This window comes from uncultured Clostridium sp., assembly GCF_963515715.1.
Lineage (GTDB): Bacteria > Bacillota > Clostridia > Clostridiales > Clostridiaceae > Clostridium_AW.
On record NZ_CAUPZS010000008.1, the window covers coordinates 22458 to 43674 of the forward strand.

Annotated in this window: 21 protein-coding genes; 1 reads left to right on the plus strand and 20 read right to left on the minus strand. The window is 30.0% G+C overall.

All coding sequences use genetic code 11. From position 1 onward, the window contains the following. Positions 1-25 precede the first annotated feature (25 nt). From RYO54_RS07820 to RYO54_RS07900, 17 genes are all read right to left on the minus strand, one after another. Positions 26-1261, minus strand: a complete 1236-nt coding sequence (locus tag RYO54_RS07820; protein ID WP_315117282.1) for a M20 family metallo-hydrolase — start codon at positions 1259-1261, stop codon at positions 26-28. A 110-nt stretch (positions 1262-1371) separates the two neighbouring features. Further along, complete coding sequence (locus tag RYO54_RS07825; RefSeq protein ID WP_315117283.1) at positions 1372-1854, minus strand: DUF3887 domain-containing protein; 483 nt, start codon at positions 1852-1854, stop codon at positions 1372-1374. Continuing rightward, entirely contained in the window at positions 1844-2650 is an 807-nt protein-coding gene (locus RYO54_RS07830; RefSeq protein ID WP_315117285.1) for a YhfC family intramembrane metalloprotease, read from the minus strand. The genes RYO54_RS07825 and RYO54_RS07830 overlap by 11 nt, the downstream gene beginning before the upstream one ends. 208 nt (positions 2651-2858) lie before the next feature. Beyond that, complete coding sequence (locus RYO54_RS07835; protein WP_315117287.1) at positions 2859-3065, minus strand: cold shock domain-containing protein; 207 nt, start codon at positions 3063-3065, stop codon at positions 2859-2861. Positions 3066-3206: 141 nt separating this feature from the next. Continuing rightward, positions 3207-4925 carry a phosphoenolpyruvate--protein phosphotransferase gene (gene ptsP, locus RYO54_RS07840; RefSeq protein ID WP_315117288.1) on the minus strand — a complete coding sequence of 573 codons (1719 nt, stop codon included), beginning with the start codon at positions 4923-4925 and terminating at the stop codon, positions 3207-3209. A gap of 56 nt (positions 4926-4981) precedes the next feature. Next, a complete protein-coding gene (nagB, locus tag RYO54_RS07845; protein WP_315117290.1) occupies positions 4982-5710 on the minus strand; it encodes a glucosamine-6-phosphate deaminase in 729 nt (242 codons plus the stop codon). A 3-nt stretch (positions 5711-5713) separates the two neighbouring features. Then, positions 5714-6862, minus strand: a complete 1149-nt coding sequence (nagA, locus tag RYO54_RS07850; RefSeq protein ID WP_315117292.1) for an N-acetylglucosamine-6-phosphate deacetylase — start codon at positions 6860-6862, stop codon at positions 5714-5716. A gap of 107 nt (positions 6863-6969) precedes the next feature. After that, positions 6970-8052 carry a MupG family TIM beta-alpha barrel fold protein gene (locus RYO54_RS07855; RefSeq protein ID WP_315117294.1) on the minus strand — a complete coding sequence of 361 codons (1083 nt, stop codon included), beginning with the start codon at positions 8050-8052 and terminating at the stop codon, positions 6970-6972. A gap of 28 nt (positions 8053-8080) precedes the next feature. Next, entirely contained in the window at positions 8081-8389 is a 309-nt protein-coding gene (locus RYO54_RS07860) for a PTS lactose/cellobiose transporter subunit IIA (RefSeq protein WP_315117296.1), read from the minus strand. A 12-nt stretch (positions 8390-8401) separates the two neighbouring features. Further along, entirely contained in the window at positions 8402-9709 is a 1308-nt protein-coding gene (locus RYO54_RS07865) for a 6-phospho-beta-glucosidase (protein WP_315117298.1), read from the minus strand. A 119-nt stretch (positions 9710-9828) separates the two neighbouring features. Next, positions 9829-11130 (minus strand): PTS sugar transporter subunit IIC, encoded by a 1302-nt coding sequence (locus RYO54_RS07870; RefSeq protein ID WP_315117300.1) that lies wholly within the window; start codon positions 11128-11130, stop codon positions 9829-9831. A gap of 36 nt (positions 11131-11166) precedes the next feature. After that, positions 11167-11469: a PTS sugar transporter subunit IIB gene (locus tag RYO54_RS07875; RefSeq protein WP_315117301.1), complete on the minus strand. Its 303-nt coding sequence runs from the start codon at positions 11467-11469 to the stop codon at positions 11167-11169. Positions 11470-11484: 15 nt separating this feature from the next. Further along, positions 11485-12393 carry a BadF/BadG/BcrA/BcrD ATPase family protein gene (locus RYO54_RS07880; protein WP_315117303.1) on the minus strand — a complete coding sequence of 303 codons (909 nt, stop codon included), beginning with the start codon at positions 12391-12393 and terminating at the stop codon, positions 11485-11487. 33 nt (positions 12394-12426) lie between these two features. Further along, on the minus strand, positions 12427-12693 hold the full coding sequence (locus RYO54_RS07885) for an HPr family phosphocarrier protein (RefSeq protein ID WP_315117305.1): 267 nt from the start codon (positions 12691-12693) through the stop codon (positions 12427-12429). A gap of 265 nt (positions 12694-12958) precedes the next feature. After that, complete coding sequence (locus RYO54_RS07890) at positions 12959-15652, minus strand: sigma 54-interacting transcriptional regulator (RefSeq protein ID WP_315117307.1); 2694 nt, start codon at positions 15650-15652, stop codon at positions 12959-12961. 420 nt (positions 15653-16072) lie between these two features. Beyond that, on the minus strand, positions 16073-16240 hold the full coding sequence (locus tag RYO54_RS07895; protein ID WP_315117309.1) for a zinc-ribbon domain-containing protein: 168 nt from the start codon (positions 16238-16240) through the stop codon (positions 16073-16075). 168 nt (positions 16241-16408) lie between these two features. Then, positions 16409-16990: a DUF1836 domain-containing protein gene (locus tag RYO54_RS07900; protein ID WP_315117310.1), complete on the minus strand. Its 582-nt coding sequence runs from the start codon at positions 16988-16990 to the stop codon at positions 16409-16411. 263 nt (positions 16991-17253) lie between these two features. Between RYO54_RS07900 and RYO54_RS07905 the strand changes: the two genes are divergently transcribed. Next, positions 17254-17901: a hemolysin III family protein gene (locus RYO54_RS07905; protein WP_315117312.1), complete on the plus strand. Its 648-nt coding sequence runs from the start codon at positions 17254-17256 to the stop codon at positions 17899-17901. A gap of 165 nt (positions 17902-18066) precedes the next feature. Here the strand turns inward: RYO54_RS07905 and RYO54_RS07910 are convergent, their stop codons facing one another. The 3 genes from RYO54_RS07910 to RYO54_RS07920 form a co-directional block, all read right to left on the minus strand. Next, positions 18067-19074 (minus strand): lipoate--protein ligase, encoded by a 1008-nt coding sequence (locus RYO54_RS07910; RefSeq protein ID WP_315117313.1) that lies wholly within the window; start codon positions 19072-19074, stop codon positions 18067-18069. Next, positions 19064-20764: a dihydrolipoyl dehydrogenase gene (gene lpdA / locus RYO54_RS07915; protein WP_315117314.1), complete on the minus strand. Its 1701-nt coding sequence runs from the start codon at positions 20762-20764 to the stop codon at positions 19064-19066. The genes RYO54_RS07910 and lpdA overlap by 11 nt, the downstream gene beginning before the upstream one ends. A gap of 86 nt (positions 20765-20850) precedes the next feature. Continuing rightward, entirely contained in the window at positions 20851-21204 is a 354-nt protein-coding gene (locus tag RYO54_RS07920; RefSeq protein WP_216440500.1) for a carboxymuconolactone decarboxylase family protein, read from the minus strand. Between the last annotated feature and the right edge of the window lie 13 nt (positions 21205-21217).

A 21217-nucleotide genomic window follows, 5' to 3' on the forward strand; every position in this document is an offset into this window, starting at 1 on the left:
TTCTTTGATGCTTGTTTTGAAAAGTCTATTCAGTTATTAATTTATGTAATGTTTCATATAACATCTCTACACCGAAGGCTATATCTTTCTCTTCGGTAAATTCTTCTGGGCAATGACTTCTTCCCTCTACACTCGGAACAAATATCATAGCTACAGGAGAAATAGAAGCCATTAAACTAGTGTCGTGATTTGCTCCACTATACATTTCTCTATAGCTTATGTCTTCCTCCTCAATTGAGTTTTTTATTACTTCCATAAGATTTTTATCCATATTAACTTCACTAACTTCTGTTAGTTTTTTTATATTGTAAACAAAACCTTCCTCTTCAATAAACTTTAATCTTTCTTTAATTATCTCTTCTACTTTATCTAAATTCGAAGGATTTATTCCTCTAAGATCTACTGTAAAAACTACCTTCTCAGGGATTACATTCACATTGCCAGGATAACATTTAATACTTCCTACAGTTACAACCATGCTATCATCTTCAATATCTTCCACTATATGAGGAAGTTTACTTATTAATTCACTAGCCTTTACCATAGGATCTCTTCTAAAGTTCATAGGGGTAGCCCCTGCGTGATTTGCCTTTCCTTCTATCTCTATCTCAAACCATCTTAATCCTACAATGCCTTTAACTAAACCAAGAGATTTCTTTTCTGTATGTAGAACACTTCCTTGCTCAATATGTAGTTCTATAAAAGCTTTTATATCTTCCCTTATTTTGCATTTTTCTAAAGAATCTATAGGGTAACCAAATTCTTTTACTCTCTCATACATACTCTTATTGTTTCTATCTTTAACTTTTTTTAGATCCTCTAAAGTACATTTTCCTACTAGTGCTTTACTTCCCACAAGATTATACCCGAAATTAGATCCTTCTTCTTCTGTGAAGATAACTACTTCGTAAGGATAGATCATTTTTGTTCCCTTTTCCACAAAAATTCTTCCAGCTTCTAGAGAAGCTACTACACCTAATATCCCATCATAAATTCCACCTTTATAAACAGTATCTATGTGAGAACCACTGATGACTAAAGGCTTATTTTTGTTATGTTCACTTTCTAATCTTCCCCTTATATTTCCTATAGGATCCACTTCTACTTTCATACCTAAAGCCTTCATTTCATTTATCAAATAATCTCTTGCCTCTTTATCTTCTTTTGTGTAAGAATATCTTGTGCATCCCTCTTCTGGCGTTTCATTAAATTTTGATAGGTTTTTTAAATCTCTCATGACTCTTTCTATATTTATGTTCATTTTAAAGCCCCCTTTGATAATGATTTCTTATAAGATTAATCCTATTTGATAATTATATCATCTTCTCATTAAAACAAAACCGTATGATTAAATTTCATACGGCTTATATCTTACTTTCTTAAATTAGGAGAGTCTACGAAAAATCCTGTAACCTTAATATCTTCATCTTTATCTGAAACAACAACTTTAACTATGACATCTTTAGGCTCTTTGTCAAATTTACCTTTATAGAACACTGCGTAGTATCCTTCATCTTCTTCTACCATCCAAAATTCCTTCGATTGATACTTCCCTATACTTGGAGTAATAGTATTATGTAACTCCTTAAAAAGCTCTTCTGTCATAGTCTTTTTCATATCATCATCAAAATCCTTAGAAAAAGATTCATAGTCTTTTTCTTTTAGACCCTGTAAAATATTCTCAGCTACCGCCTCTACTTTGACTTTAATTTTTTCACTCTCATCTTCATTCAATTTATTCACTTTATCGACTTTATTCACTTCATCTACCTTGTCCACTTTCTTTGCTGTGCAACCAGCAAATACAAATAAGGATAATATTATAATTAAATATAATATTTTTCTATATTTCATCTTTTATTTCCTCCCCTTCACCAATAAAATTGGATTTAGCTCTTAAAGTAAATACTATCAGTACAATGCTCATTATAGCTACCCATGCTTCTATAACCCAAATATTTGTAATCACACCTTTCTGAAAAAAGGCTGCTGGGAAATCGATAAGGGCATGCAACAATATGGCATAAAGAAGATAAATATATTTTTTATTTCTAACCCCTTGCAATACTAAGATTGAAAGCCCAATTTGTATAAGAATTGCAAACACCCTTTCTATTCCTGATACTAAAAAAACATATGAAGGAGTGTTTATTAAATTACTTTTAATCATCTCTATCATATTAGGTGTAATGTTATACTTATTTAGAGCATTTATGTTTCCTGAATTTATATTTATAGAAAGTATTAAGTTTTGTATTGCAGTGATTCCACCTATAAGTACAGCTTCTATGCCTCCATGGCCTATACCAAAAGCTACTCCATCACTCCAATTTCTTTTTCTTTTAAGCAATGTTATATACGCTAAAAATCTTCCACATTCTTCGTAAATCCCTGCTGCCAAGGAGCCATATATGGCATATGCCCAAGGATTTTCTAAAAAACTAGAAGTACTAGGATTAGTAAGCAATAAATAGTTATGCATTTTTCTTTCTAAAATCATTACAAATAAAATAAATATAAAAGCACCTACAACTATAGACCATAGAGATATTTTATATTTTCTATAAAAATATATTCCCATAATTATAGGTAATCCAATGGATAATATAATACTTATAATCATAAATACAATCGAAGAAATTCCTACCATAATTTTGTTCTCCTTATATATATTGTTAATATAAATTATATCACTAATATAGTTAAAATTTAACAACAACAACTTAAAAAATTTCTTAAATTTTCCATAAAATACACCGAAACTTTCAAGAACATTATAGTAAGCATACCCTTTGTAAAATTATAATTTCATCAATAATATTAAAAGGCTGTTGTAAATCTACAACAGCCTAAATCTCTTATTCCATTTTTTGAACATTGGTTGCTTGAGGTCCTTTTTCTCTTTCTACTACGTCAAAAGTAACATGCTGACCCTCATGCAAATCTTTGTCATGACCTTTTTCTTTTATATTAGAATGATGAACAAATACATCTTCTCCATTATTTCCAGAGATGAATCCATATCCCTTTTTATTGTCATACCATTTTACAATACCAGTATACATTTTTTATCCTCCAAACAATTAATTTACCACTTTATTATCTGTAAATAGGTAAAAAGTATACTCTCTTTATTAGTCAACTACATTTGCTGGTATTAGACTTCCTGTTTCTACAGTAAAAACTAATTGATAAACTTACTTTCATTATTCAATTTTTTGATAACAATTCATTGTATCTTCCAATAGCTTATTAATGGTCTCAGAATCCTCTAATTTAAGAATTCTATTGCTAATTTCCTTTGCCTCTGTAGTGGAAAACTTCTTCATGTGTCTTCTTAGTTTTAAAACTAAAGCTGGACTTACGCTAAACTCATCAAGATCCATTCCCATAAATACAGGAAGAAGTTTTATATCACTGGCTGATTCACCACAAATACCCACTGTTATACCTTCTTTATGTCCATTTTTTATTACAGTGCTAATAAGTCTAAGTATTGCTGGATGGTATGGAGTATATAATTCTGATACACTTTCATTTAATCTGTCTACAGCAATAGTGTATTGTATAAGGTCATTAGTGCCTATGCTAAAAAAATCTACTTCTTTTGCAAGAATATCAGAAATAATAGCGGCTGAAGGTATTTCAATCATTATACCTATTTTTATATGTTGGTCATAAGCTATTCCATTAGATTTTAATTCACTTTTACATTCTTCAAGAAGTTTCTTTATCGCTCTAACCTCTTGAACACTAGATATCATAGGAAACATCACTCTTACATTTCCAAAAGCACTTGATCTTAAAATTGCCCTTAATTGAACTTTAAATAATTCTTTTTCTTTTAAACAATATCTTGAAGCTCTAAAACCAAGGAAAGGATTTTGTTCCTTTTCAATGTTTAAATAAGGAAGTTCTTTATCTCCTCCTACATCTAAAGTTCTAATTATTACAGGTTTTCCATTCATACCTTGTACCACTTTTTTATAGCAATTTAATTGTTCTTCTTCACTAGGTGCTTCTCCTCTTCCCATATATATAAATTCACTTCTAAAAAGCCCTATTCCTTCACCATCATTCTCTATTACTTGATTCAGTTCTTCTGGTGCACCAATATTACACACTATTTCAAATGTTTTACCATCTTTTGAAATAGATTTCATACCCAGTACATATTTATTAAGTTCTTTTTCCTTTTCTAAATAGTTCTTTCTCTCATTAAATTGGTTTATTATAAGATTATCTGGGTTAATAAAAAATTCACCTGTGCCCCCGTCCATAGCTACTAAAGATTTTTCATTAAATAAATCTAATATTTTACCGGCACCTACAATAGCTGGAATCCCCAAGTTTTTAGCCATAATAGCAACATGAGATGTTGGTCCCCCTGCTTCTGTTATAAAACCAAGCACCTTGTTTTTAGGTAGCTGGGCTGTTTCAGATGGTGTTAAATCATGAGCTATTAATATAACAGTTTCATTTAACTTACTGTAATCAATGGTGTCCAAATTTAGCAAATTATTTATTATTCTATTTGAAACATCTATAAGATCAATGCTTCTTTCACGCATATAACTATTATCCAAAGAATTAAACATGTCTACATAAAAATCTGTGGCCTCTTTAACCGCCCATTCAACATTGAACTTAAATTCTTTAACTTTGCTTTCAATAAGAGTAATAAACTCTTCATCTCTTAACATATGAATATGAGCTTCAAAAACTCTTCCTTCTTCCTTTCTCAATGTATCTTCTGTAAATACAATGAGGTCTCTTACTTGGCTAACTGATGTATCTAATGCTTTTCTAAGTCTTTCTATCTCCTTATCATAATCTTCAATTTTATATTTTTTAACTTCAATTTTATTACTCTTAACCAATATGTTACCAATAGTAATACCTGCAGATGCGCCTATTCCTTTCATATAACAGCCCCCTTAGCACCTCTTCGTAGTTTTAATTGCAAACTTTTAGAAAATAACTATTTTAAACAACTACCTGCCTTTTCATCTACAATTATGGTTACATCTGGATGTAATTGTAGTATTGATGCAGGTACCTGTGGAATTATATCTCCATAAATAGCTCTATATAATATTTCTCCTTTTTCCTCACCATTAGCAAGTAAAAGAATTTTCTTAGAATTCATAATAGTTTTTATCCCCATACTTATTGCTTGTCTTGGTACATCTTCAATACTATTAAAAAACCTTGAATTAGCCTTAATTGTATCCTCATCTAAATTTACCAAAAACGTTTTTGATTGAAATTTAAGATTTGGTTCATTAAAACCAATATGTCCGTTCTTTCCTATCCCAAGTAACTGTATATCTATGCCACCAAATTTTTTAATTTCTTTCTCATAATCTTCACATTCTTTTTGAATATCTTTCGTTACTCCATTTGGAATATGGATATTTTCTTCTCTTATATCTACATGATTAAACAATTTAGTTTTCATAAAATTGCAATAACTATTTATATCATTAGATTTCAATCCACAATATTCATCTAAATTAAAAGTAATTACATTTGAAAAGCTTATAACTCCTTCATTATATAAATGAATTAATTCTTCATACGTACCTATAGGTGTAGATCCTGTTGCAAGCCCTAAAACACTTTTAGGTTTTAATATAAGCTGACTGGCTAATATATTTGATGCCTTTCTACTTAGTTCTTTATAATCTTTTACTTTGATAATTTTCATAATTTAAGATTCCTTTCTAAAGCATAAGTTTCCTTCTACGATTGTATATAAAATATCTATGTTTTCATTAAATACTGCAAAATCAGCATACTTCCCTAGTTCTATGCTTCCTCTCATATTATCTATACCAATGGCACTGGCAGGATTTATTGTAACCATCTTAATTATCTTTTCAAGTTCTAATTTTGTGTTGATTCTCATGTTCTTTACTGCCCTATCTAAAGTTAAAAGACTTCCAGCCAATGTACCATCTTCAAGAACCGCTCTATCCTTAGACACATATACCTTTTGTCCTCCTAAATCATAACTACTAGATTTCATGCAAGCTGCTCTCATAGCGTCACTTATTAAAATTATCCTATCATCGCCTTTAACTTTTTCTAAAATATTAAATAATGCAGGATGTACATGAATTGTGTCTGCAATAAGTTCACAGTAAATATCGCTGTTTAAAATTGCTCCAACTGTGCCAGGGTTTCTATGGTGAAGTGGAGTCATAGCATTAAAACAATGAGTTGCACTTTTTATACCATCTTCTATAGCACTCATAGCTTCTTCATAAGTAGAATTTGTATGTCCTATTGATAATAATATGTTTTTATTTCTATTCATAGATTTAATAAAAGTGTGATTTTCATCCATTTCGGGAGCAATAGTAATTACCTTAATTATGTCAACATAAGATTTTATGGTCTCCGTTGATGGTGTTAAAATATATTTTTCATTTTGTGCTCCTTTATATTTTTGACTGATAAAAGGGCCTTCTAAATGAGCTCCAAGAATTTTGGAACCACGGAAATTTTTGCCCATAGAAATTTTTATTACATCTAAAGCTTTGTTAATATATTCCATTGGCATTGTCATAGTTGTAGGAAGGAATGCCGCAACTCCATGACTACAAAGACTTTTACTAATAGTCTCCATATTTTCAATATTACTATCCATAACATCAGAACCTTTAGATCCATGGACATGTATATCTATAAATCCAGGGGATATATAATTTCCTTCCACATCGATAGTTTCTATATCTTCATTCAAATATTTATCTTCTACAATTTTAATTATTTTTTCATCATATATAATTGATTTTCCCTGTAAAATTTTATCTTTTAAAATTATCTTACCATTTTTGATACATTTTACGGTCATATATTTACCTACCTTTATATTTTTCCTAACTTATTTCCACATTCCGTAATTGACTAATAACTTGTACATTTTCATAAAAATATTAGCTTTTTACCATATTTTAAAATCTATGATTTAAACTTAAATTTTTGCCATGGTTTAATATAATCTAATAAATAAATTTCATCCTCATCAATTCTGCCTACCACATTGGTTTTACCGCTATTCTCCATATCTTTTAATGCTATTTGAAGTTCTCCGCTATATCTTTCATAAAGAGAACTTTCAATCAATACATCTCCTCTCTTTATAGGCTTTGAATTAAATAACTCAAATTTATGATCTTTATATTTTACACGGCTTTCCGTTGATCTAATCATGTATTCAGATATATCTCCTCTATTAAAATGACTTTCTTCTAAAACTATCCTTTTCTCTATTTCTGATAAATCTTCTAATAGTTTAACCTTAAATTCTATAATATCTTTATTTAGCACACCAAGTGCATAAAGTTCTTCTTCTGATGCAAAACAATTTGCTATTATAACATCATCTATCAATCCTGTATTAAATAAATCCTTTGCTTGAACATCAATAGATAAAAATCTATGTTCTTCCAAAGTACAGAGTCCATGGTAGGTTGGCCATGGTCCAAAAGTTCCGCTGGATGAACTAATAAAAGCAGCAGTTCTTATACCCTTTTCTTTAAACTCCCTTGACGTATTTAAGAAATGTTCTCTTGACAGTCCTGTATATCTATGTGGATAAAAATTATGACATCCTATTATGTTATCTTTATTAGGACAATAACTTAAAATATTATCAAGATATTTTGTTCCATTACTCATATTTATTTCAATTTTGAGACCATGAGGATTTACACTCATTATACTTTCTTCCATTCCTGAGAATCCCAAATCTAATCTTATTCCACTTAAACTTAGTTTAGAGAAAAATTGAAGATCTTTATAACTTAAGTTTAGCTTTTTAAAAATTGAAGGTTCTACATCTGCAATAACTTCCATTCCTAATTCTTTTGCAGTATTGGTTATTTCTTTAAATTGATTTAAATTATTATCTATATTTTCTCCTAAGGATATAAGACAAGTAAACACTCTAGTAAATCCATATTTTGCAGCCATTTTTAAATAATCCTTATATTTTTTTATTTCCCCTTGTGGAGGATATACTGATACTCCTAACTTACCCATTTAACTCCCTCCATTTTTACTTTAAAATTTAATTATTATTTAAGATTTTTTTATACATATCCATAAACTCTATTGCTAAATCTTTTACTGTTATGGCATTCATTAAATGATCCTGCGCATGAATCATAAGCAATGTAATCTTAACTTTTTCATCTCTTGCCTCTGATTGAATAAGCTTTGTTTGTTCTTTGTGCGCTTCTTCTAGACTTTTATCTGCTAATTCAATACATCTTTCAGCTTCTTTAAAATCACCTGCTTTTGCATGAACTATAGACTCCATAGAAAGACTTCTAGCCTCTCCGCTATAAGATATTAATTTAAATATTATATTCTCCATTTTAATTCCTCCCTACTTAAATTGAGGTAAATATTCTTTATTTTCATCTAATATATCTTTTAATAATTTTTTAGTAATATTTATTGAACCGCCTAGTGGATTATTGATTAATGCTAAAAAAGCTTGATTATAATCTCCGTTTACTGCTGCATCTATTGTAAGAATTTCGTAGAGCTTTATCTGCTGTATAAGACCCTTTATAGAATTTGGCAAAGTTCCTGATGATATAGGCACTGCTCCAGTTTTATTTACAATGGCATTTGTTTCTATAACAGAATTATTAGGTAAATCTAATATAGCTCCATTGTTTTTTACATTTACAGTATGAATTTCATTTTTATCATTGTATATAGCACTCATAAGAGAAACTGCTGCTTCTGAATAATATGCACCTCCTCTTTTATCTAGCTCTGATGGTTTCTCATCAAGGTTCTCGTCATCATATATTTTAAACAATTTATTTTCTATCTCCATTACTTGTTTTGCTCTTGTACCATGTCCATTTTTTATCTCTTCTAATTCTTCCTTTAAAACCTCATTTTTCATATAAAAATATCTATGATAAGGACAAGGAATCATATTTAAACATTTTAAAAATTCTTCATCCCATTTTAAATCAGGGATATTATTCATATTTATAGAAGCACCATTAGAAATCCTTTCAATTATCTCTCTTGTTATATCTCTGTTATCAAGATAAACAGATTTTCCATAAACCATATGATTAAGACCTATAAAATCTATTCTTATTCTATTTCCATCTACCCCAAGTAATGTTCCAATATTATTTCTCATTGTTATTGGAACATTACATACTCCAATAGCCTTAACTTGTGTATGATTTAAAACAGTTTCAGTAATAATTCCTGCCGGATTTGTGAAATTAATTAAGAATGCATCTGGAGCTAAATCACTAATATCTTTACATATATCAAGTATCACTGGTATTGTTCTGAGTGCTTTAATAAATCCTCCTACTCCAGTAGTTTCTTGACCAATGAGATTATACTTTAATGGTATTGTCTCATCCTTTAACCTTGATTTTAGTCCTCCTACCCTAAATTGAGTAACAACAAAATCTGCATCTTTTATAGCTTCTTTTCTATTTAAAGTTGAAGTTATTTTTGTTTTTATATTATGTTTATTTAACATCCTTAAAGAAAGTTTGCTAATTATATCAAGTTTCCATTTTCCCTCTTCTACATCTACTAATGCTATTTCTCTTACAGGGAATTCCTGAATTCTTTGTATTATTCCATGAATAAGTTCCGGAGTATAGCTACTACCTCCGCCAATTACAGCAATTTTAATACCTTCCATGCTTTCCCCTCCAATCGTAAAATTATGTAACAATCTCCTTTAAATGCAAGAATCCTTTTTCTTGAATTATGCATGGAATTTACAATGAATATTGTAGATTCCATGCATAGTTTTAAACCTTAACCTTTTATACTATTATCTGTTTCTTTCACAATAGTTTCAGATTTTTTATCATCAATTCTTTCTGCTAAAACAATGAAAGGAATATATATAATCACACCGATAACAAGGTTTACTATTTGCAATATGGAACCCCTAATTGATCCGGTTGCAATCCATCCACTAAATATAGGTGGTGTTGTCCATGGTACCATAGCAATAGTACGAGGAACTAATCCTGTAGCAATAGCAATATAGCTTATTATTGTTAATAGCACTGGTGTTAAAATAAATGGTATTATAAATGCTGGATTTAATACAATAGGCATACCGTATATCATAGATTCATTTATATTAAACAATCCTGGTCCCAATGAAAGGTTAGCCATATTTCTATGATGCTTACGTTTTGAAGCTATATAAATAGCAATTATCAAACAAATTGTTGTACCTGAACCTCCCATATATACAAAAGCATCAAAGAATGGTTTTGTAACGATATTTGGTATAGCCGTTCCAGCTACAGCAGCTGCCATATTCTTCTCAAGTGCTGGAAGATAAACTGCTTGCATAACAGGCTCTAATATATTTGAACCATGTAATCCAAAGAACCAGAATAAATGATTTAAAAGTGCAATTAATATTGCTGACCAAAGTGTATTTGCTACAGCTTCTAAAGATGCTTGTAGTGCATCATAAATCAATTTATGAATATCATCTACTCCAATTACAGCAAATAAAATTTTAATTACTGAAAATATAGCTATTGTTATCATAACCGGTAACAGTGCAGCAAAAGATTTGGAAACTGCTGGCGGAACATTGTCCGGCATTTTAATGATAAGTGATTTAGTTCTTCTTAGTCTTACGAATATCTCTGTAGAGATAAGTGCTACAATTATTGCTAAGAATAATCCTACTCCTCCAGCTGCACTATAAGGTATTCCAGAACCATCTGCTGTAGGTTTTGTTATAGATAATAGTGCTGCAAAAGCTACGACACCTGCTGTAAGTCCATCAGATTCATAGGACTTTGCAAGATTATAAGCTATAGTAAATACTGCAAGAAATGACATTATAGCAAAAGATCCTGACCAAATATTTCCTCCAAAATTTTTCCACGACTCACCAAAAACATTAATCATAAAATTTTGATATGCTGGTATTGGTAATGCATTGATTAATGTAGCTAATGAACCCGCTATAATTAGCGGCATTAAAGTTACGAATCCATCTCTTATTGCTACAAGATGTCTTTGAGCACCTATTCTCCCTGCTACAGGGACAAAATGTTCTTCCATAAAACTAATAAATTTTTTCATTTTTTACCCCCCCAATATTTATAAAAGAAATTTCATTTACTTAATCATATCAACAGCTTGCTTTAATACTGCCTCTCCATTCATAGTTCCATATAAGATACTATCAATGACTTTTACTGGTATTCCTTTTGGCACCATTAATTTCTCCATCTTTTTAAGTAAATATCTAACTTGAGGCCCAAGTAAAACCACATCTACATCTTCATGATTTTTCACATCTGCTTCTCCTACTGCAAATATTTCAACTTTTAAGTTTTCCTTAGTTGCAGCATCCTCCATCTTTTTTACTAGTAAACTAGTAGACATTCCTGCACAGCAAACCAACATTATTTTTTTCATAATTTCCTCTCCTTTTTAATATCCATTACTTTTTAAGGCTAAATTTAATGCACCATGGGCTGAGTCCTCATAAGGAGTATGAATTATTATTTTAGGAAACTCATCATTTATTTTTTTCTTTAATAAATTATTCATAAGAGATGATTTTAAAAGTACGCTGCCTCCAAAGCTTAGTTGAAAATTCTGAATTTTAATTTTAAATGAAAGAGTTTTAACTATTTTAAATAAATCCTCCACTGCTTTATCTACAATATCCCTAGAAATTTTATCGGAATAATAACTTTCTAATACGAGAGGTGCAAGGTCCGCAATATGTTGTTTTTTTGAATTATAAATAAATGGTATAAGTTCTCCATAGTTTGAAATTTCAAGAGTTTTACTTATCTTTTCCCATAGTATAGTTCCTTCACTTCTTCCATCATAGCTTTCCATTATCTTCTTTAAAGCATCTCTTCCAATAGCAAATCCACTTCCATCATCATCAATTATATGTCCCCAGCCTCCCACTCTAACCGCATTCCCATGAATATCAATACCATAGGATATGGAGCCAGTACCACTAATTAAAATGGCACCTTTCATATCACCATTTGCCCCAACCAAAGTGGTTATAGAATCATTAAATATTAATAATTTATTTTTATAACCTAATGCCCTAAAAATATTGCTTAAAAGGTTTTCATCCTCCTCACAATCAACTCCAGCTCCACCTAAACATATTGCAATAATATCATCTTTATCAATATTGTGTTTATTATAAAAATAAGTAAACATAGAGCTGAATACTTCTTCTGTTTGCTTTACGCCTATACTGTGATAATTTGTAGGACCAGATTTAAAACTGTCTATAACTTCATTATTGCAGTTTCCTAAAAGGCAAATAGTTTTGGTGCCGCCTCCATCAATTCCAATATAATAACCCATATAATCCTCCTTCTTGTAATGGGACATTAATTATTATACATTAAGTAAAGTTTTATTGAATAATTCTTCTAGTTCATTGAATGCTCTTGCCTCATCTTCTCCATCTATTAAAACAGATATAATGTCCTCCCTTTCTGCCCCAATACTTAAAACTCCTATTATGCTTTTTGCATTTACTGATCTTCCATCTTTTTCAATGATAATGTTAGATTTAAATCGTTGTGTCAAATTAACCAATGCAGCTGCTGGCCGTGCATGAAGCCCTGATTTACTTTTTACCGTTACATTTAATCTTTTCATAGCTTGCCTCCTTTACACTAATAATTAAAGCAAATACCGTGCCAAAACTTTTGTTTATATATAACAGCTTTAAATTTTCTTCTTTATCAATAATAAATAGCCTCTTTAAAGGGCTTAAAGTGTAAATATTCTGACTTTAGCTATGAAATAAAATTAACTAAGTACTAATTTTATTTAAAGGATTAAAATATATTTATGTATAAAAATAGTGTGTATATTCAATTACACACTATTTTTATATGCTACACAGATTACACTGAAAACACTAGTCTGATTCATTATACATAAACATGCGACAAATATAAGCCAATTCATTATCTCCAATTTTTAAATCATATTGCTCTTCAAGATTTCTTAAGCTTTGTCTTATTTGCACAATTTCTCTGCTGTATTCATTCATAAATTCTTCTAAACCTTTGAATGTCAATTCTCCGCCGCCATTTTTAAGTTTATCTATTAAAAAGCACATGTGAATTATTATTCCTATTTCCACTTCATCACTAATAGATTTTTTAAATTGGATTTTTATATCTTCAATTGCTTGTTTTACATCTTCAACAATTCTCTCAGAGCCCTCAAAGTTTAAATGTTCTTTAAGTGATGAACTGATTTTAGTATAGTTATTATTAGTTTCAATTATCTCTTTTAGAGTATTTATTCCACTATCTATTAATAAATCTTTAGCAGATATAAATTGTATGTCATCTATATGAATTTTTACTGTTCCAACTATAGCTAAAATATTATAATTTTCTTTATAGTAATCTATTGAACTTAAAAATTCTCTTCTATTTATAATATTCATTGGAATTATCTCTATATTTTCAAGATTTGATAACTTTTCGTAAATAACTCTCTTTAATCTTTCTGCTGCCCCATCTCCAGTAAAGCAAGCAGTTATTATAATGTTTTTCTTTTTTATATTGGTTTTTCTAATTATTCTTCTTGTAGAATAATTGTTTTCTCTACAACTTTCATATATCTCAATTAAATCTCTGCCTAAAACTGCTTTTCTTAAGGCTTCAATTACTATAGGTGTGCTTACTCCATCTACAGTTTTAACAACTATTCCTGTTTCTTCATATATCATATCTCCAAAGTTTACTAAGGATCCCATATCTACTAAAAGTAACACCCCCTTGCCTTTATTTATCGCTTCAACCTTTTCTTTTGCTCGTTTATACGCCTCTTCTACATTCATATTTAAAGGCATGTCCAAAGCAGCTCCGTAATTTATCCCAATCAATTCATTAGCCACTTGAAGCATACTGCTAGCTGTACTATTTCCATGAAACATCACAAGTACTCCAACTTTATCCTTATCTTCACTTTCTAATTCAAAAGAACTTGCTGCTAAAAACATGGCAATATAACCTATTTCATCAAGAGGTGTTTCAATATGAAAATTATTATCAATAACTTTCGCCATCTCCATAGCTATTAAAAATTCTTCATTATATTTTGCTCTTATAAAATTTAACTTTGGGTTATATATCTTATTTCCATTTTCAATTCTTTTTACACTTCCATTTAAATGTAACGCAAAAGCAAAATATAGATTTTCATCATATTCTCTATATAATTTGTTCTGTGCATAATTTAATATATAATCCACAGTATTAACTATCTTTTCTCCAATTATATTTATTATTTCATCTCTATTAACCTTCAATGTCATATCTTCAATATGTTTTTTAAAATGACTTTCTATATCAATATTAAGAATTTGATTAATTTCATTGTCTTGAATACCGGATGCCTTTAAACATTGAAGTTTTCTTTCTATATCATCATAAAAATCACCTTGTCCTTTATGACTCTGTCCTAAGTTTTTATATTCTTTTTCCTTATAGTAAAATTTAAGAACTTCTCCACTACTTTTTAAAATATTATTTATTTCTTCTCTATTGTTTTTTATCTTTAAAATTCCTCTTTTCACATAGCTAGGCAAATCTTCTTGAGTGATTACTATATAATTCTTTTTTTGAGCTTTATAATTCAAAAAGGCCTTTGCACAAGCTAATTGTATATCACTTTTCAATTGTCCTATATTATTGGGACAATCATATAATAACAAAGATTCTAAAGAGTTTCGATTTATATATATACTTTTAGCCAATCTTTTTGACTCATCTTTTATAAACAATTCAATAAGCCTATACCTTTCTTTCATAGATCTATTCATCAAGGTTGGTAAGGTTATTATCATTGGAATTCTTCTAGTAAATGTACTTAAAAGATAAGATTGAGGATTTTCTGTAGTGGCTGCTATTATTTGAACTGATATTTGTTCTTTTTTTTCTGTTTCCCCTAAAGCTCTAAAATATCCTTTATCTATAAATGTAAAAAGAATTTCTTGCCCATGAGGAGGTAATCTGTGTACCTCATCAAGAAATATAATTCCACCATCAGCTTTTTTTAGTAATCCTTCTCTATCTTTATCTGCACCCGTATAAGCACCCTTTTTTACTCCAAAAATATAAGCTATCAAAAGCTGAGGATTATCTGCGTAGTCTGCACAATTAAAATGTACAAATGGTGCTCCAGAAAAAAGCATTCCTGTTTCCACAGAAAATTTATACATAAGTTCCGCAAAAAGAGATTTTCCAACTCCCGTTTCTCCAAGTATAAGAGTATGTAATCCTCTTGGAGGATAAAGTATAGCTGCTTTTGCCTGCTGAATAGCTACTTGCAAACTATCTTGAGCACCTATAAGACTATCCAGACTACTATTCTTAACCTCTTCAATTTTAACCACATCTTCTTCTATGATTTTATATAGTACAGGGCGCCCTTGAATTTTTTCAAGTTTTTCTTCTGAATAAAGCTCATTAAGACATCTGCTGACATTTGCTCTATCAAGATTTAAAGCTTTACTAATATCAATAGCTGATACACCTTCTGGTACTTTTTTCTGCAATACCGAAACAGTCTGTAATATTTTATCCTTATTTCTCAAAACATTCCCTCCAAACATTAGTAGGAAAAATTTATCTTTTATACTATTATAGCACTTAAAAACAATATTAACATTATTTGTAAATGGATTTCAAATGCTGTAGGTTCTTCCTACTTGGAAAATGTAGATATAAACCCATTAACACTTCTTTCCTGATTTATAATTATATTTTTAATTTATAAACCAATAACTTCTCAATAATACCAAAAAAGCAAGTAGTCCATTTATTTTAGGTACTTGCTTTTTTATGCGGTTTATGTAAATTTTATAATATCTATGTCAACTTCATTGTAATATTTTCTCAGAGAAGAGGTATTTTTATCATATATACTGAATACTCATAAATATTTTCAGCGAAACACAGACAAAAAACAAAAACCCCCGTAAGGTTATCCTTACAGGGGTATAGCATTCAAAAAACTATCTTCTGAATCCTCTGTTGTTGTTTTGTTGCTTTCTTGCTCTTCTGCAATCAGCACATCTTTGTGGTTCGTTTTCGAATCCTTTTTCTTTGTAGAACTCTTGTTCTCCTTCAGTGAATATGAATTCTTTTCCGCAGTCTTTGCATATTAATGTTTTATCTGCCATTTCAACATTCCTCCCTTTTGATTCAAGATTTAAAACATGACTAACCTACTTTCCTCAAAATGGGAATGTTGTTCATCACTTAAATCTTTTTCAATAATGTGTTAGATTTCTTCTAACTTTTACATCATAACATACAACTACTTTTTAGTCAATATGTTTTTCGCCTTTTTAGAAAAATTTATCAATAATTTTTTCTGCTAATCTTTTTTCTATATTAGCTCTATTTATAAGGGTAAGCACTAATAATATTAGCTCACTATATCCCTCATCTTCCTTAAGGTTATTCCCCTTTTCTTTGATAATATGTACTAATTCATTTAATTGTTCTTGAGCTACCTTTTCTTGACTTTCTTTAATTTCTAAAAAACTTTGATATAAGTTTTCAACTGCTGAAAGCTTATCTTCTTCTTTTTGTGAAATCTTTGAAATATGATTAAATACAGCGCTAATATCGGCTAGAGATAAATTTTGCTTCAAATTATATATTAAATTTAATAGTATTATTTGCTCCTTATTATACTTTTTCCCCTTTACTGGTGGAAGAATCTTAGCTTTAGCATAATTATTTATCATAGTTTTTGTCATTACTTTTTCATCTTTATTTCTTTTTAAATTATTAAGTTTCATTTCAAATAAAGTAATAACTTGATCCATATATAAATCAATATCTGGAATATCAGAAAGATTAATATCTTGAAAGGAAGTAACTTCATTGATTATTTCATATATATCTTCTTCTATAAATGCCATATCTATCACCTCATAGTATAATTATATAGTATTTGATACTACCAATCTATATATTAATACTATTCAATATTTCTGTAAATAACAACTCATAGTTATCGGATAAATTCAAAATATTAGTTCATAATAAAATAATAGTATAAAATATATTAATTATACCTATTGAAATATTATATAAATTATTGTAATATATTAATATAACACAACATAGTTTTAAATACTACATAGTGTAGCATTAACTACATATAAAGAGAGGATTGGTGTATATGTTCAAAAAACTTAGAGATCCAGTTAGTGGATTAACCCATTTATTAGGCGCACTTGCTTCAGTAGTAGGTTTAATAATACTGATAATGCTGTCCATTAATGAAACGAGTTGGCATGTAATAGCTTTCTCCGTTTTCGGCGCTAGTTTAATACTTTTATATACTGCTAGTTCTATTTATCACCTTATTCCCGGTCCTGAAAAATTAATAAAATTCTTAAGAAGAATAGATCATTCTATGATTTATGTGCTTATTGCCGGAAGTTACACACCAATTTGCCTCATTGCCTTAAAAGGAGTTTGGGGTTGGAGCATATTCGCTACTATTTGGACCCTTGCCATTATTGGAATAGTTGTTAAAAACTTTTGGTTTAATGCTCCTAGATGGCTTTCCACCTCATTTTATCTTCTAATGGGCTGGTTAGTAATCATAGCTATCTATCCTTTGTCAAAAGTTATGCCAAGCGGCGGAATGTTGTGGTTAGTAATAGGAGGAATAGCTTATACTATTGGAGGCGTTATATATGGAACAAAATGGCCGAATATTAATTTCAAACATTTTGGCTTTCATGAAGTGTTCCATCTTTTCACACTTGCGGGAAGCTTTTGTCACTATTGGTTAATGGTTAGATATATTTTGTATATTTAAAAATACGAAACATTTTTATAATTAAAAATTAAGAGTGAAGAATGAAGAATAAAGGTTGGAATTCCATAGGAATTTCATCCAATACTCTTCATTCTTAACTTTTAACTCTTCACTTATTATAATTATCAATTATCAATTAAAAAGTCTATTTCTTACTTTTATTATTCATATTAATTTTGGAACATTTTCTTCAATCATTTCTTTAACTAAATCTAAAATAATCTTTCCTTTAAAGGAAAACAGCTTACTATTTTTGTCTAAAGCTTCAATGATATCGTCTTTGCTAAATACACAGCCTTGAAATATTTTTTCTATTATCTCAAATTCTTTTGTGTAGAGAGAATCCGTATATATCTTACATTTTTTAATTTCACTATCTTCTGTAGAAATATTAATTTCTATTTTACCCTCACCGGTTACTTTATCCATAGAAATATGAAAATCAGGACTATCTCCGTATATCCATTGAGGACTTGAGTATTTATTCATGAGTTCATGAAGATTTAAAGTTTGTTCATCCAAATATTTTATATCCTTTATTTCTCCATATTCACCTTGAAAAGCCTCTATTAAAGATTTCATAAGGGATTCTATTGTTAAATCCCCTTTATATTCTTTTAAGTTGGCAACTCTGCTTTTTACAGAATCTATTCCTTTTGAGGTTAGCTTATGAGTTGATGGAGTTAATATTCCCGTAAGCTTTTCCACATCTACTTTATAAAGCAAAGTCCCATGATGATAATATTTTTTATCATCCCAATAGAAAGCATTTCCTGATATTTTTTTACCATCTACTAAAATATCATTTCTTCCAGAAAAACTACTTTCAATCCCCTGCTTTTTTAAAGCATCTATTATTACTGATAATTGCTTAGATAAATCCTCGTTTTTCTCCTCAGTTAAAAAGGTAAAATTTAGATTGCCCAAATCATGATACACAGCTCCTCCCCCTGAAAGTCTTCTAGCTATCTTACCTTTCATTAGAGAGAGCCTTTCTAAATTACACTCTTTCCAAGGATTTTGATTTCTACCTATAACTACCGTATTTTCATTTCTCCAAAGGTATAATATCATTTCATCTTCCTCTATATTATTTAATAGATGTTCCTCTAAAGAAAGATTAAAATGCGGATTAAAGCTATTTGATATTATTACTCTCCTTTTAGATATCAAAATGTATAGCACCACCTGTTAACTCTAACGCTGCCTCATGTATGGCTTCTCCAGTAGTAGGATGGGCAAATATTGTTTCTTTAATTTCTTCTTCTGTAAGATTATTCTTAATTGCTAAAGTCAATACCCCAATTAAATCCGAAGCATGTGGTCCAACCACAGAAGCGCCAACCAGAGTATTTAGATCCATATCCTTTATTATCTTAACAAATCCCTTTTCTTCACCATAGGTTAGTGCTTTTCCGTTAGCCATAAATGGGAACTTACCAACCTTTATATTCATCCCTTTTTCTAGAGCGCATTTTTCTGTTATTCCTACAGTTGCAACCTCAGGTATTGTATATACTACCCCTGGAACCGCTGAATAATCTATCTCTTTTTCTTCTCCTAAAATATTATCTACTGCTATCATGCCACCATGAGATGCTATATGGGCAAGTCCTATCTTATTATTTACATCTCCTATTGCATAAATGTTTTCTACATTGGTTCTTAATCTGTCATCAACCTTTATTCCTTTTTTGTTATCATTCAATTCTATTCCAACCTTTTCAATACCTAAGCCTTCTAAATTAGGCTCTCTTCCAATAGCTACTATAACCTTGTCGCAAGTCACTAATTTTTCCTCTCCATTCATTTCAAAAGCAACAATAGCCTTTCCATCTTCGCTATTTTTAACGCTGGTTACTTTAGATGATGTGTAGAATTTTATTCCCTTCTCTCTTCCTATAGAGACTATTTCATCGATTACATCATCGTCCATTGTACAAAGCACCTTTGGCATATATTCTACCACAGTCACATCTACGCCGAAATTAGCATATATAAATGCAAATTCCATTCCAATAACTCCGCCACCAATTACTACCATCTTACTTGGGAGTTCTCTTACATCTAATGCTGTAGTACTATTTAATACCTTATCACCATCAAAACCTTCTATATTGATTCTAGAAATCTTTGAACCTGTAGCAATAATAATGTTTTTTGTATTTATAGTTACTTCTTCTCTTTTGCCTTTTACAAATACTTTATTTTTATCTATTATCTCACCAGCACCAGTGATTTTTTCTATGGAATTTTTCCCTATTAAAAAATCTATGCCACCTACTAACTTGTCTACTATTCCGTTTTTTCTATCTATAACTTTTCCCATATCTACTGACGCTTCTGAAACCTTTATACCAAAATCTTCACTATGCTTTATATCATTAAATACTTCTGAAGATCTCACTAAGGCCTTTGTTGGTATACATCCCACATTTAAACACGTGCCACCTAATCTATCTTTTTCAACCAATACAGTTTTCAGTCCTTTTTTTGCAGCATAAATAGCAGCTACATATCCTCCCGGGCCAGCCCCTATAACAGTTAAATCACATTCTATTTCTCTTTTTGTTGGTTTTAGCATAGAAGCAAAATAGTCCATTCCTTTAGGCTTTTGCTCAGTTTTTACTGTTCCTTCTATGAGGGCAACAATATCTCCTATATTTACTTCGTCACCTTCTTCTACCTTTAATTCCTTTAATAAACCGGAACAATTAGATTTTATTGACGCATTTCCTTTATCGCATTCAACTTGTAAAATAAGGTCACCTTCTTTTAAATCGCTCCCTACTTTAGCGTTTATTTTACCTACTTTTCCCTTTTTGCTATGGCCTGCTAATTTTTCTATCTTCAATTCAACCATTATTTTCCCTCCTAAAAAGAATATAACTATACCTGTGCAAATTCATGCACAGGTATATATTTAAAATTATTTGAAATTACTTGAAATTATTTAAAATCTTTTTCAAACTCATCAATTGAATCTTTAAGAAGAGTTACTGAGTATGCCATTGCTGGACCGCCACCAAAGGCAACTGCTACCATAGCTGCTTCCATTATTTCATCTCTAGTTGCACCTGCTTCTAATGCTTTGAATACATGGAATACTATGCAATATTCACAACGGTTATATGCTGCAACCGCTACACTTATAAGTTCTTTTGTTTTAACATCTAATTTTCCTGGAGCATATGTAGTTCCTAGTAAGTTCATAAAAGCTTCTACATGTTCACCATTAGTAGCTCCTAAATCTTGTAATCCACCTAAAAAAGCATTTAACATTTCTCTTGGATCTTTCTTCATAATACCTCTCCAC